This window comes from Rhizobium laguerreae (genome assembly GCF_002008165.1).
Lineage (GTDB): Bacteria > Pseudomonadota > Alphaproteobacteria > Rhizobiales > Rhizobiaceae > Rhizobium > Rhizobium laguerreae.
The window spans coordinates 1,213,913-1,228,047 of record NZ_MRDM01000014.1 but is presented as its reverse complement, the minus strand read 5'-3'; the positions used below and the strand labels follow the sequence as shown (position 1 = coordinate 1,228,047).

The window sequence follows — 14,135 nt, the reverse complement described above, 5'->3', positions numbered from 1 at the left end:
GGGTTAATTCGTTTGGGAAGTGCGACCATTTCGACACAGGTCAGCCATCTTACAGGCCGCACGCGTGTTGAATCAGGACATGTCAACTGCGCCGCGAGCAATCGCTTGTGTCGTATCGGGAGGCTCGTCAAAGAGGACAGGAATGTCTTAGGTCGTTGAGTTTTGTGCCGGTATTTCAATTGCGAGTCCAGGCTTATATGCCGACTTTTGAAAAGGCAGACCGAATGCTGTTGGCCGACCTGTTCGGTGCAGGTCGCAGGCAGATAAGAGATACCCTTTATTTATCAATATATTACACTTCAGCCCAGCGGTCGTGTTTTGCATCGGCAACTTTTCTCCTCGCGACCGTCCCAGGATTGTTGGGCCATCCGCGGTGACCAATCATCACCGATGATGCAGGCATTTGCCGGGGTCGTTGAGAGCCCGGCGGGAGAAGTAGCTTTCGGTAGATCCTCTGTTCCCAAGTCGAGGGTAATGCTGATGCTCCTTGAAAATGTATGCACAATATATGAAATTGATAATTGAGTTCATCGGGATAAAATTTATCAAAAGGTAAAATTGTTAATTTCAGACAATGGTTGTGTTTAAAAATCAATTGTAAGACGATTAAGTTTATACATGATGGTAATCAATTGATTTGTTGTTCTAAATTGCGGCAGTGATGCTTATGAAATTCTATCGGATGGTAGTCTCGAATTGATGATGATCTTTCTGTCTCCGCAATTTCATTGCAGATCCGGAAGCATCACCGAGGTGAATTGAGGCGATGGTCGAAATATTGACGGAATAGAACCCGAATTTTGCTCTTCACTTGCCGATGACGGGGGATTTTCTGATCAAACCGAACTCAACAGCGATAGTATCGCCATCCGCGGTGAAATCTATTTATGCCGATGCAGCGATAACGGCTGTCGCATTTGTTGCAATCAGCCAAAAAGGCAAAGTCGAGGACCCGCCGGGGTGGGTGACGGGTCCTCTGCTAAGAATGTTTGCACGTGCATAAGGATGATTACAGTAAAACTCTGTATTGTCACAGATCATTATTGGGGTAATTGCTTTTTTTATATCTTGTTCTCTTATTTGCTCTTACTATTCTGATTAATTATCAAATTCGTAATAGAAGGTAGCGAGGTAGTCGCCACGCCGATTGAAGTGATGGGTTGTTAAACCTTCAGATTTTTGAGCAGCCGGGCGAAAAACTGCCGCCGGCGCTGGCGCCACCAACAGATGTGTAGTCGGCAAGCATCAAGCCTCCTGCGACGAGGCCGCCGCAGAGCACTCGCCGGATCGATCGATCTCCGACAAGTGCCTTAACAATGCCTTCGTCCTGAAGCGTGTCCAACCGCCAACCAATGGGACAAGTGGGTCTATCTCTTCGAATTTCCTGAAATTCTTTCCCTTTTGTTCCTTGGCTGGCCAGGCTTTGGACAATGTCCTGCGTGCGGCTCTGTCGGCTTTTGAAAGGATCAATTTGAACAGGATGCCGGAAGCAAGCATTGGGCTATGATGATAAATGTGCTTGAGCGAGGTCGCGGCGCGGCGCCAATCTTTCAATGCGGCAAATTTTGAAAATGCATAAAGATTCGCCGAGGCGCGGGCGCAATTGACGACAAAAGTTGGAAGCTGTGGATTGCGGGCGATACATTGCTCCGTCACAGCCAGAAGCGATAGCGCCATTTGCGACCTGTCGGAAGACATGGCTGCTGAATGAACACGATATCCCACTAGACCCAACGGCACCGTCTCGATCTTGAAATGCTCAGCTGTACGAAGTTCGAAGTCGAAATCCTCGCATCCTCCGATACCCTGCCTGGCATAACTTGGATCGTAGCCACCGATCTTCTCAATGACTGCGCGGCGAACCATGAAGCCGCTGCCATTGCCGACGAAGCGGAATACGAGATGACGGGTGAAAATGGTGTCCCTGGCGTTCAGTGACGAACCGGATCTCATGCAATATCCCTCGGGATCGATGAGACGGTGAAGAGCATAGACCGCGCCCCAGGTGTTCGGCAGGGGATGGAGAGCCGAAAGCATTCTTTCGATATAGGTCGGATGCCACAGATCGTCGGCATCGAGGAAGGCGATGTAGTCGGATTTCGATGCTTCAATCCCAGCGTTGCGGGCCGCGGCGACGCCACGGTTTTCAGTCGAGACAATCCGGATCCTTGGATCACTTGCGGCAAAATGGCGACAGATCGAGGCTGTGTCGTCCGTCGAGCCGTCGTCGACGATGACGATCTCCAGCGCCTTGTGGGTCTGGTCGATGACGGACTGGAGCGTCTGGGCAAGGTAGTCTCTGGCGTTATAGGCGGGGATCACGACGGCCACCCAAATCCCGGACATCGTTGACATATCCATCTCCGTCACCCGAGCTTCGACGTGGGAGCGGGGGGGCGGAGATTGATCCGATTCTTCATCAGCCTGGCCACAGCGGGCCGATGGCTAACGACGATGAGCGTTCTGCCGGCGTCTTCTTTCATCGCCGAAAACACCCGCATCTCGGTATCTTCGTCGAGCGCGCTCGTCGCTTCGTCCAACAGCAGGATCTGAGGCCGGCCGGCGAGCGCGCGCGCCAGGCCTATGCGTTGCCTTTGTCCGCCCGAAAGCCGGATCGCCTCGTCGCCCAGCCATTCATCGAAGCCATACGGCAGATCGTTGATGAACTCCGTTGCGCAGGCCACATCGGCCGCCCAGCGGATATCCTGCTCCGATATATCGCGACGAAACCGGATGTTGTCGAGGACTGTGCCCTCCATCAGTTCAACGTCCTGACCCGACACGGAGAGCAGCTCCAGCCAACTGGAACGGTCAATGGTTGCGAGGTCCCTTCCGTCAATGGTGATCACGCCTTGGCTCGGCGGGTTGAGATCGAGAATCATGTTGAGGATTGTGGTTTTGCCGGAGCCGCTCGGCCCCGTCAGAGCCGTCGTTTCGCCTGCCCTGATGGAGAAGCTGAGATCGTCAACAGCCGGGGCGTTCGACCGCTCATAGGCGAACGAGACGTTGTGGAAGACAATCGCCTCCGCCAGGCGGGTGACCGGCTCTCCTTGCGAGGTCAGTTTGATGTCATCCTTCTCCGCAAGCAGCGCCAGGACGTTTTGCAGGGACGCTTCCATCTCGTAAAGACTCAGAATCTGGGAATCGAATCCTTTGATATGCGGCTGCAGCCTGTAGAGAAGGATCGTGGCCGAGAGCGCCGCCTTGAAATCCACCGGCAGGAATTCCGAGGATAGAATGATCGTCAGGATGACACCGAACGTCAGGATTTCGCTCACAAGCGAGGTCGTCGCGCCCATCCAGTCCGACCGGCGCCAAGTCTGGCCGACCTCCCTGGAAAGCGCCGCGAAGAGCTGCTGGTGGCGCTTCTCGAGGCCGAAGCTTTTGACGGCCTTGGCAGTTTGGAGCGTTGTCCAGCTCAGTTGCGTCAATGCCTCCACTGCCGCCACCGCCGAGGCTCCCACGCGCCGGTAGGCGCCGGCAAAGAAGCCTAATGCGAAATTATGGAGGACGCCGAAGATGAGCCCGAGTAAAGCGATCGGCCAGGCCATCACCACCATGCCGACGCCGAAGATCACGATCGTGCCGAAATTGACCCCCAACCGCACCAGGCTGGCATGCGCCGAGGAGACCGCATAGGATTCCGTGGCGATGACGTTGATCAGGTCGCTACGCTCATAGTCCTGAAATCGCTGGAAAGGAATGGCCAGGACCTTAGCGTAGAGGCGATCCCGCATCCTGTCGCTAATCCGATGATTGATCGCGCTCGAGATGAGCGAGTTGGCGCATCCCAGAAAAATCCGCAGGAGGATGGAGCCGATGAGAATGCCGATCAGGACAGGCTTGGAAAGGCTGAGGTCGATGTTGCCGAAAAACGCCGGGAGCCATGCAATGGCGGAGCCGGAAACCGGGCCTTGCTGCCCGAGAAGAAAGACCAGGCTGACCAGAAGGGTTATCCCGATCATTTCCGAAAGGCCGGTGAGAATTCCGAGGACGATCATCACCGTCATCTTGAACCGCAGCGCCGGCACGAGTTGCCGAAGCTCGCGGAACCGAGCTGCCACGATCAGGTTGTAGGCGGTGGCCGGCTTGGCGGATGCAGGTTTTCGAAACCTATTCATTGTCGGCCACCCGCTGGGCGATGGGGCTGGGCGCTTCCCTGGCCGGCATGCCGGCGTATCGATCGCGGAAAGCTGTTCCGGCTTGCGGGATGACCGCGACGAAGCGGGTTTTGGGTCGGGCCGGAGGCTTGCCCAGGGCGCGCCTCGCTATGCGTATGCCGTGGCGTTTTACCTGCCGCCATCCCTGCTGCATGCCATGGATGACAAGGCGTGAGGGGTATTTGCTCACCATCATCGGCGCCAGCTTTTTGAGCTGCGCATAATCGTCGTCGAGAAACGCCTTTTTGAAATACCAGGAGGCGGTGTTGAATTCGGCGGTCCGGATATCACGCTCAAAATGTGGATAGCGGGCGATGATCGGCGCCATCACCAAGGCGTGGGACTTCAGCATCCGATAGGCATTGCTGGACATGTTGCCCTTCGTGAAACGATAGCCGGTCAGAAAATCGGGTACCAGCGCGAAGGGCAGCGTTTCGGCGAGCGCCAGATAAAGTTTCAGATCCTCACACCCCTCGGCGCCGTTGTCGCGCAGGCCGGCGTCATAGCCGCCGCAGCGAAGAATCTCCGCCCGCGGCATCAAGGGCGTGCTGCCATTGCCGATGAAATTTTCCCGCAACAGCGGTTCGAAGATGTTTCCTTGATGCAGGACCGGGCGCGAATGGCCGAAAATGATGCCGTTTTCGTCAATCGCCGCATACCAATTGTAGGCAACTCCGTTTCCGTGGGGAAATTTCAGCACCGCCTCAAGCTGGAGCTCGATCTTGCTGGGATGCCACACGTCATCGGCATCGACAGGGGCTATATAGAAGCCGCGCGCCTCTTTGATGCCGTGGTTGCGCGCCCGCGCAACCCCACCATTGTCCTGGCGGAGAACACGGACACGGCGATCGGTCAGGCTGTAGTCGCGCGCAAGATCGAAGGTGCCGTCCCGCGACCCGTCGTCGACCACCAGGATTTCGAGCTTGTCGTAAGACTGGGCAGAGACGCTTCGCAATGTTTCGACAAGCGTCTTCTCGGCATTGTAAGCCGGTATGACGATGGTGACCAAGGGGGATGCTGCGGCAGTCATGGCTTTGTCATCCGATAAAGGCTCCGGGCAGGCCGATGAGTTCAGGGAAGGCTTCAAGCGGGCGATCCCCGCGCACTTCGAAGCGCGGCAGAGCGAAGAAATTATCGGAGAAGGTAGCCTTTGCCGGCCGGGTCGTGAAGCCGACGCTATAGCCGGCAAGCGCCAGAATGCCCGGGACCCTGAAGTCTGTCCCGCCATAAGGAAGTGCGATCGATTCCACCGGGGCGCCCAGCCGGCTCTGCAGCGCGTCGCGCGATAATATGGCTTCGGCCAGCAGGGCTTCGTTATCAATCGCACTGGCTGGTGTGTGGGATGCGAGGTGGGAGCCGAAGCTGATGCCCTTTTGGTGCAATTCCTGAATTTGCGACCACGACATCAGCGGTGCAGGTTCTCCATGGGCGGAATCCCAATCTGACCGACCGCCGACCTTATCGGTCACGACGAACACGTCGGCGCTGAAATCATTCTCGGCAAGGATCGGGTAGGCGTTCGTCTGGAAATCCAGATAGGCGTCGTCGAAACTCAGCATCACAGGCCGGCCCTGGATCGGCTTGCCGCTGCGCAGAAGATTTGCCAGGTTCTGCGCGGTCACGCTGTAATAGCCCTGTCGCCTCAGGAACTGCATCTGCTTGCGGAAAATCTCCGGCGGCGTGCGGAAGCGCCGGAGTGCAGCGGGGCCGTCTTCTGCGATCCTGTGATACATCAGAATGGGAACCGAGGTGGTCACCTCCGTCTTCCATGCCGCCTCGCGCGCGATGCCCGCCGGTCCGCAGATAATGTGCTTTGCCACATCCGTATCCAATGGGGCTCCGTGCGCTTCGATCCGCAGGGCGGGATTGGCCACGGCACCTTTCCTGAATCGGTGGATGGCGTAAAGCTCGGTGTCGATCGTCTCTTCCAGGGCGAGGCCGGCCTGCGCGGCAAAAACCCGTTTTATCGTCTCGACACCGAAAGGATGGCCCCAATCGAAACCGGTTCGGCCGGGTTCGTCCTGGCGGATATGCGCGTGGGCAGTGATTAGGTAGCCGTCCGGCTTCACTGCTGCGGCCATCTTCCGGCAGACGGCCGCAAGCATCTCCTCATCCTTCATATAGTAGAGGACTTCGGAACAGATAACGAGATCCTGCTCGGGCGGAACATCGCTTTTGACGAAATCGAGAACACGAAGCTCGACGTTACCATGGTCGCGGCACCGCTTGATCGCCCTGTCGATCGCGCGCTGGGAAATATCGGTGGCCGTCAGCCGACCGACCCTTGGCGCCAGCTTCTCGGTAAAGATTCCTTCGGCGCAGGCGAGTTCGAGGGCCTTTTCGATCCCTTCCGGGATCAGGCTCAACGTCTGCGCATATTTGACTTGCTCGTAGACCGAGATGTAATTCCACGGATCCGGGCGTTCGAACATATGCTCCCAGTATTCCTCTTCCGATTGAGTGGAAGCAGTCTCTTTTCTTTTCTCCGACCTTGGCCCGGGAGAATTTCGAAACGGCGGTGCCAGTCGATGTTCGAAATCCCGCAGGATTTCGGAAATCCGGGCGTCATTGTCCTGTTTGTCGCCGGGCGCTGTGGCAAGGAGGGCATTGCGTCCGACACGCACCAAAAACCTTTCGAGACGCCCTCGCCGCCGGCCGCTTTTGATGATCAGTCCGCCGAAGGTCCTGTAGCCGCGCAATGCCTCCATTGTCCAGGAGCTGGCATAGGCGAGTGCGTGGGGCGTTTGCAGATGCTCGTCTGCCTGCATCTCATGCATGATCAGCCTGATCTGCGCCCGGATCGAAAGATCGCCCCAGAATGGCCCGACAAAGGAGCCGACATGTTGTCCGCCGGACATGGCGTGCATGACGAGCGTGTCTGATGGTTCGGCCTTGGGGATTCGCGAAAGCGTTTCGAGCGAGACACTGACCACCTGGACATTGCCAAGCGTGAATGACCGCAAAGGGTTTGCGACGGATATGTGCCAGGAAACGGCGTCAATGATCTTGCGCCCAGCGCCAGGCATGGAATGATTCTGAATCAGCTGGATGAGCGAAAGGAACGTGGGTCGCCATTTATCGAGAACATCGATGAGACCGTCTGCCCGATCGATAAAGAGCCCTGTCTGCAGGCCATGGAGGATGACGCCGGCAAAAAGGTTTTCGTAGCCCGCGGCGTCCGGCATGTCAGGCAGAAGCGCTGCAAGAGCTGCAATATCCAAAGTCGGATCGAGCTTGGCCGCGACGACCCAGGCAAGCATGCGCAGTTGGCTGACGGGGGGCGTGATCCAACCTGTCTCCGGCCCCCCGGCCGACAAGCCCTGCTGCATCTGCAGCGCCTGCGCTTTCGTCGTCACGCGAACCGCGTCGCGCACCAGTTTGACCGGATCGCCGGACAGCGAGCCGGCCTTCATGCGATAGAATGCGAGGCACTTGTCCACATGGCAAAATTCGGCGCCTGCAAAGGCCATGCGGAGCCAGAGATCCCATTCCTCGCCGGTCTGCAAGGTTTCATCCATGCCTTCCAAAAGCTCGAAAAGGCTTTTGGGAAAGACGACCGTATGGATGGCAAGGGCGCAGAAGGAGGAGAATTCGCGCTTGGCGGCATCTCCCGTCAGAATGGGAGCCTGTTCTACCCGCAGCAACTGGCCGCCCGGAGCAACGCGACGATAATTGCAATAGGCGAGAACGGGTGGAGATGCATCCTCTGCCACCGGCCGCATGTTTTCGATGAAAGTCGGATCCAGCCAGTCGTCGGCATCCAGCATACAGAGCAGGGGTGCGGATGCCAGTCTTGCAGCGTGGTTTCGCGCCGCCGCTGCGCCGGCATTCGGCTGGCGGGCGAGGCGAATGCGGCTATCAGTTCTTGCGATGCCCTCAAGCACCTCCCAGGTGCGGTCGGTCGAACCGTCATCGACCACGACCGCTTGCCAGTTCGATCGCGTCTGCTGCTGCAGGCTGGCAAGACATTCGGCAAGCGTATCGGCTGCATTATAGGCGGGGATGAGGAATGAAATATCAGGCGCGGCAGCGATCACCATGCGGGCCTCTTCCATCGCCGCAGAACGTATAGCGCGCCGTTTACGCTTCCGAGCATCTCCTGCTTCAGGAAGAAGTCGTGCGATGTCGTGCCTTTGCGAAGCCGTCTTCGGAGCCTTCCCGCGTAATATTTCGGAAACGAGAGCAGGATGCGCCGCAGATTGGCGTTATTGCCTGTGTTCTGATACTGGACCAGCAGTGCTGCGACATGGCCACTCATATATTGGTAAATCTGTTTGGCGAGCCCCTTCATATCCTTGCGATGAAAGTGCCAGGCTACCGCCGTCGGCTCGTAGCGGCAGACATGGCCATGATGGAGGAGCCGGTTCCAGTATTCGGAATCGCCCGAGCATCCGGCAGCGCCCATATCCAGGCGGACATCGAACAGGCCGATCTCCTCGAAGACCTTGCGACGGAAGGCCTGACTTGCGCCGGCCCCGATCGTCCAGACCGGAGCGCCGTAACGTGTATCCCGACGATAGAAGTCCTGATTGAAATCCTGCCGCAGATAGCCCCTGCCAAAACCCCAATGCTTTTCGAATATAAATTGTGCGGGCGTTGCAAGTTCTCCGGGAAGAACCAACCCGGTTACGCAGGCGATCTCCGGCAGGTCGAACCCCTTCATCAGGTTTTCCAGCCAGCGCTCGTGGAGGACGACGTCATCGTCCGTAAACGCGACGAATTCGGTTCTCGCCGCACGAACCGCCGCGTTGCGCGCATAATCCAGCCCGACCCGGTCTTCGCGGACATAGGTTGCGCCCGATTCCTCCACCACACGACGTGTCGCATCACCGGCGGAGGCATTATCCACCACGATGATCTCGATGGGGCCGAGCGACTGTTTCGGGATCGAGGCCAAGCACCGACGTAGCTCCTCCGGCCGGTCCTTGGTGCAAATCAGAATGCTGACGTCTCGGTTGCGCACCGGCGTTTGCGCGACATGACGCGCATGCTCGAGGGTCTCGGGCCGCACGATACGCTCGGCGAGGGCGGTAGCTGTCTCGGGCATTTCTATATAGGTCTGTCCGACGGGAAGACCATCCGACAGAAAGACCACGAGCCCATCGGAGATCGGGGGCGAAACGGCATCGAGACGAGAGGAGGCGAGATCGAGATAGTGAATCGGTACGGGAAAACTCATATCCTTCAGATCGGACGGAATTGGTTCTCGCATCATACTCTCTCAATCGCACCGTGAACATACGCCGCGCGCATCCAAGACGCGAGTCTCGAAAGCCGACATGGTTTATTCCGCGGCGTGCCTCATTTGGTCCCTGAACCAGTCGAGAGTCATCGCCACGCCCTGTTCGTAGGTGATTTTGCACGACCACTCGGGCATGACATAGTGGGCATTGGTCAAGTCCGGCCGTCTGTTCGTGGGATCCTGCGGCGGTGACGGTTCGAAGACGATCGGCACGCCGCCGACAAGTCTGGAGACATATTGCGCGACTTCGAGAACCGAAATCTCGCGATCGTTGCCGACGTTCAGAGGCCCCTTATAGTCGGTTTCATTCATCCAGAAATATCGCGCGAAACCATCGACAACGTCATCGACATAGCCCCAGCTGCGAGACTGAAGGCCGTCGCCGAACACGGTAATCGGCCGGCCCGAAAGCGCCTGGGTGATGAAGTTGGAGACTGCGCGGCCATCGTCGGACCGTGTCCGCGGGCCATAGATGTTGAAGGGGCGAACGATCTTGACGTCGAGCCCCTGGGTACGCTGCATCTCGAACAGCAGCGACTCCGTGCATCGTTTGCTCTCGTCGTAGGATGAGCGAGGTCCGGTGCAGTCGACCTGGCCCTTATAGGATTCCGGCTGCGGCGACACCAGAGGATCGCCATAGACTTCGGAAGAAGAGGTGAAACCGAAACGTCCACCCTTCTTCAGTAAGTCGAGCAACCGGAACGCCCCGAGAAGATTGGCGGAGATCGTCCTCTTCGGCTCCTTCATGTACCACGGCGGCGATGCGGGGGATGCAAGGTGATAGATTTCGTCGAATTTCTCCGACGTCTGCAGCGTCTCGACGTCGGACTTCACGAAGTGGAAACGGGGGTCTCTGATGTGCGCGATATTTTCGAAAAGCCCGGTCCAGAGGTTGTCGACAACGACCAGCTTCTGAATGTCCGTCCTCAGCAAAAGTCGATCACACAAGTGGGATCCGATGAAGCCAGCCCCGCCAGAAATCAATACGCTTTTCATTGCATTGCGCCTCGTGACTTGAGAAATGTGCCTGTTTATTAGCATCGCCTGTAATGCATGGCAATTATTTAGAGGAGTTCTAAGAAATACTCACTCATTAATGTTAATCGTTAAATGTACCTACTTTAAGGTGATTGTCGCTGCCGATACCGCGCTCGATAACGAGCGACCGCGCCGGACCGGATACTACAGATGAGCGTTGCGCGATCATCACGACCTGCCCTATCTCGACTATCCGTGCCATGAGAAGTCCGCCCCATCTGCGGGCACGATCGAAGGAATCCGGATGGTTTCGAGAACCTCTCCGACGCGTTCCGGATCCAGAGCTGAGGTTGCTCATCGACAAGCATGTCGCTCGGCGGCAACGGGGATCCTTGATGTGTGCTATATTTTCGAAAGGTCCAGTGTAAACATCGTCAACAACAACCAGTTTCCGGACATCGCTTCCTAAGTAGAAGTCGGTCACAGTCGATCCAATGAAGCCAGCTCTGCCAGAAATTGATACGCTTCTCACATCAACGCGCCTCATTACTTCAAGATATATTATTGTTATTACAGCGATTGAACGTTTGGTATGGGCACGAAGTCCGGGGTTGGATCGGACTTTGGTCTGAATTTTCCGCGCGCAGAAACGATCGTCGTCGTCTTTTCAAGCGCCTGGACAACGCTTTAACACATTGGATCTACCTCATTTTTCCCGAGCATAGATTCCGATTTTCGGGCCGATACGCGCGCATCGCCCATAAGGTGTGGCAATTGTTTAGGAGATCCTAAAAAATCTAGTCGGCCATACGCAGATACATGGAATGTCACGCCTTCGTGGTGCCGCTCGGCTGTTGCTGGTGACCGCACAGGCTTCTGGCACTGGGCGGCGGCACCTGGTTTCTCGGGACCGCCAGCCCGGTTCCACCATGGCCGTTCTGGCGCTTCTGAACGGCTTCGTGCTGCGCATCAAGCCTTGACGATGAGGTCAGCCCTCCGGGGACGAGACAAGCCGGTTGGCATCGAACTGGGCGGCGACCGGAATAATATCCTCACCTGACGTCGCGACATTGACCTCACGATGAACCGTGCGCGGGGAAATGCGAGGCGCGCTCAATCCCATCATCTCGCCAGGAGAATGCAGCGCCCATTTCATCAGCGCCGCTTCGGACGTCGATCCAAGGAAACTTGCTTCTTCCCAGGAAGCGGTCATGGGCAGGGAGGCGATCATGTTCGTGCCCTGCTTGGAGGCCTGCTGTGCAACAAGGCGGGGTTCGAAGCGGGCGTAGATTGGCAACGCCGGTGCCGGCCTATCCGGAAGGACATCAATTGGGCCGATCGACGCAGTCTCCAGTTTGTCATCCATATCAGCGTCGTGCTCCAGGGTGGGCGGGCGCATCGCCGGTATCGGAATCGGGAAAGATGGAACATCCCCAGCGGACCGTTTGTCATCCCGCGGGGCTGCGCCGGTCTGCAGCGCGAGCGCGTTCAATGCTCGGCTTTTCGGCGTGGGCAGAAGCGCCGTCACCAGTTTATTGTCTGTGGTATCGTCGTTCGACCTGGTCGACGCGCTCACGTCTTCGTCTTCTCCCGCGGTGCTGGCAATCTGGATCGAGGTAGTGCTGCCGCGCTTCCTGTGGTTCGCAACCGCCTGATTGTATCCCGGCAGCGGTCGGCCATCGGCCGGCAGATGCATCGTTTGCCCATTCGGGAATATTCGAGCGAGTTCTTGCCGGGACATGCGGGGCCAGGCTCTGACATTGCCGACATCGAGATGCACGAAGGGCGATCCCGAGGTCGGATAATATCCAACCCCGCCGACCTGCATCTGCATTGCAAGTGCCCGCAGCGTCGAAAGCTTCACGCCGGGAACGTAGAAATCCATCGCCTTGCCCAGCATGTGCTGGCTCTTCTTGGCGACGCCCGTACTGCGCGAGCGGTTGCGGAGCATGTTGTTGGTGGTGGGCGAACGATAGGCGGAGACGATGTGGATGTAGTCCTTGCCGCCGCTGCGCTTGTATACTTCCCAGACCAGGTCGAGCAGCCGGGGATCCATCCGGGTCGGCTCGTTCCTTCGCCAGTCGCGCAGAAAGCGATTGATCTGGGCGAGGCCCTTTGGATCGAATTTTCCGTCCCGCTTGTAGGTAATCGTGGCCCTCTCGCCCGTATGGGTAAAGAACAGCTTCAGGGCCCGATCTTCCGCCGAGGCAAATGATGCGGAGCCGACAAGTGCCGGCAGCGCAAACACAGCCGGGAGAATGGTCTGCGCTGCGAAGCGTTTTGCACGCGACAGGAGCGTGGCAATTCCGCCCAAGGCTCTGCCCGATAATCCTTGCACTGGATACTTCAACACGAACAATTCCGTCCTACACCAAACACTCGACGGTGTGCGGGAATCTCCGCATCCATCACGTTCAGTAAAGCCAGCTTATGGTCAATAAATTCCTAACGAGCGGATGTGGAGGCTCGGTGAGTTGAGGGTGTGGGTCATTTGAGGCACAATCGCACCCGGCCTTCAGTCTCTTCCGTCTAGCAAAAGGCGCGCCAAGGAGATCGAGTACCTTGCATGGTGCGGGGGGGGTCTTATGGGCGTTCGTCACGAACGGTTGAGGCGCAAGGTCTCCTCTGACGACGAACTTCCTATGAAGGCTGCTCAGAAAATGGCGCGCCGGAGGGAATGAAACTAGGAACTGCTTTGTCATTACTATGCCTACGCATTTCTGAGGTCAGCTTCGGATGTTGAAGCTCGCCTTGTATTCCACATCGGCCTTAGGCGGATTTCCGGTAACCCAATCTCTTGGCGCTGCGTAAACAATTCGTGGTTGCGCCAATGATCCAAATGGATATTCTTGAACGAAAGGGTATTTGGGACGAGGCGATGGCCAAAATACTAGGTCACAGGGGTTCAAAGCGTGCTTCTCAATCCAAGCTGCCGCCTCGAATAAAACTGTTCCGCCCGATTAGCTGGTACGACGGGATAACCGCTAGATCCGTCGGTGAGTACGTTTCCCATATGCTAATGGAACTCGGACGCCTCGGCCTGAATATCGATGACATCGAGAGCCGTTCCAGGCCGCCAAACAGGGAGACTGTTCTTTCCGACCTGATCGACTGGCTAAGCGACCACCCAGGCAAGGCCTTTGCGCAACTCTCCAATTGGCAAACCTTAGACCTCGCGCAAATTCGATCGCGCCTTGAACAGGATCGATCCGCCAAGCCTCGCATCGAGCTGTCATTTTTTCCGAAGACCCTGAACGATGGGCTCATGACGGTACTAATGGTAAGTTGGCAGCCAAGTGTGGCATGAAGCATGCCGTCATTGAACAGCTTAAATGCACGATCGCAGATCGCCGCGATTCAGATCTCAACAATGGCATGATTGGCCAGTTCGAAGCCTATCGGCGCGCAGAATACGACTCATGGAAATATCGACAAGAGCATGGCTATGATTGGTACGACCCTGAAAGGCTATCCGACCGAGCGGTCGTGACACTCCGGCGGATAGCAAACGGTATAGTGGAGAAGCTCGACAAGCAGGCGCTCAAGACGTTGAGCGAAAATGGCTTCATCAAACTTTTCCGCAAAATAAAATGGCGCCTAACGGCGAAGGGCGAGAGGGCGATTAAATATCACGATGAGCGCGACGCGTGGTTGAAGAAGAAAAACGAAATTGGGGGCGATAGCGAACTTGGCGACCCGGCTACCACCGGGTTCTGATCCTACGGTGTAGATATCGCAGCCACAGTGTGTCTTTC

At 56.9% G+C, this 14,135-nt stretch carries 10 protein-coding genes; 3 read left to right on the top strand and 7 right to left on the bottom strand.

Features of this window, described 5'->3' with window-relative positions:
- Nucleotides 1-1,245: 1,245 nt before the first annotated feature.
- The 6 genes from BS630_RS21845 to BS630_RS21820 form a co-directional block, all read right to left on the bottom strand.
- Nucleotides 1,246-2,370 (bottom strand): glycosyltransferase family 2 protein, encoded by a 1,125-nt coding sequence (locus BS630_RS21845; protein ID WP_017961645.1) that lies wholly within the window; start codon nt 2,368-2,370, stop codon nt 1,246-1,248.
- On the bottom strand, nt 2,367-4,121 hold the full coding sequence (locus tag BS630_RS21840; RefSeq protein WP_077979020.1) for an ABC transporter ATP-binding protein: 1,755 nt from the start codon (nt 4,119-4,121) through the stop codon (nt 2,367-2,369). Before BS630_RS21840 ends, BS630_RS21845 begins: the two co-directional genes overlap by 4 nt.
- A complete protein-coding gene (locus BS630_RS21835; protein ID WP_077979019.1) occupies nt 4,114-5,190 on the bottom strand; it encodes a glycosyltransferase family 2 protein in 1,077 nt (358 codons plus the stop codon). Before BS630_RS21835 ends, BS630_RS21840 begins: the two co-directional genes overlap by 8 nt.
- Before the next feature lie 7 nt (nt 5,191-5,197).
- Nucleotides 5,198-8,200 carry a trifunctional glycosyltransferase/class I SAM-dependent methyltransferase/polysaccharide deacetylase gene (locus BS630_RS21830; protein WP_077979262.1) on the bottom strand — a complete coding sequence of 1,001 codons (3,003 nt, stop codon included), beginning with the start codon at nt 8,198-8,200 and terminating at the stop codon, nt 5,198-5,200.
- Nucleotides 8,194-9,375 carry a glycosyltransferase family 2 protein gene (locus BS630_RS21825; RefSeq protein ID WP_077979018.1) on the bottom strand — a complete coding sequence of 394 codons (1,182 nt, stop codon included), beginning with the start codon at nt 9,373-9,375 and terminating at the stop codon, nt 8,194-8,196. The genes BS630_RS21830 and BS630_RS21825 overlap by 7 nt, the downstream gene beginning before the upstream one ends.
- A gap of 69 nt (nt 9,376-9,444) precedes the next feature.
- The gene (locus BS630_RS21820; protein WP_077979017.1) at nt 9,445-10,398 is read right to left on the bottom strand and encodes an NAD-dependent epimerase/dehydratase family protein; all 954 of its coding nucleotides are present in this window, start codon (nt 10,396-10,398) and stop codon (nt 9,445-9,447) included.
- Between the two features lie 806 nt (nt 10,399-11,204).
- Between BS630_RS21820 and BS630_RS37075 the strand changes: the two genes are divergently transcribed.
- A complete protein-coding gene (locus BS630_RS37075) occupies nt 11,205-11,360 on the top strand; it encodes a hypothetical protein (RefSeq protein WP_158081422.1) in 156 nt (51 codons plus the stop codon).
- Between the two features lie 8 nt (nt 11,361-11,368).
- On the opposite strand, the gene BS630_RS21815 is transcribed toward BS630_RS37075, so the two are convergent.
- The gene (locus tag BS630_RS21815) at nt 11,369-12,739 is read right to left on the bottom strand and encodes a peptidoglycan L,D-endopeptidase MepK (RefSeq protein WP_077979016.1); all 1,371 of its coding nucleotides are present in this window, start codon (nt 12,737-12,739) and stop codon (nt 11,369-11,371) included.
- Nucleotides 12,740-13,177: 438 nt separating this feature from the next.
- Here BS630_RS21815 and BS630_RS21810 point away from each other — a divergent pair, with 438 nt between their 5' ends.
- Nucleotides 13,178-13,687 (top strand): hypothetical protein, encoded by a 510-nt coding sequence (locus BS630_RS21810; protein ID WP_131639679.1) that lies wholly within the window; start codon nt 13,178-13,180, stop codon nt 13,685-13,687.
- The gene (locus BS630_RS21805; RefSeq protein WP_077979014.1) at nt 13,684-14,097 is read left to right on the top strand and encodes a hypothetical protein; all 414 of its coding nucleotides are present in this window, start codon (nt 13,684-13,686) and stop codon (nt 14,095-14,097) included. The genes BS630_RS21810 and BS630_RS21805 overlap by 4 nt, the downstream gene beginning before the upstream one ends.
- Nucleotides 14,098-14,135 lie beyond the last annotated feature (38 nt).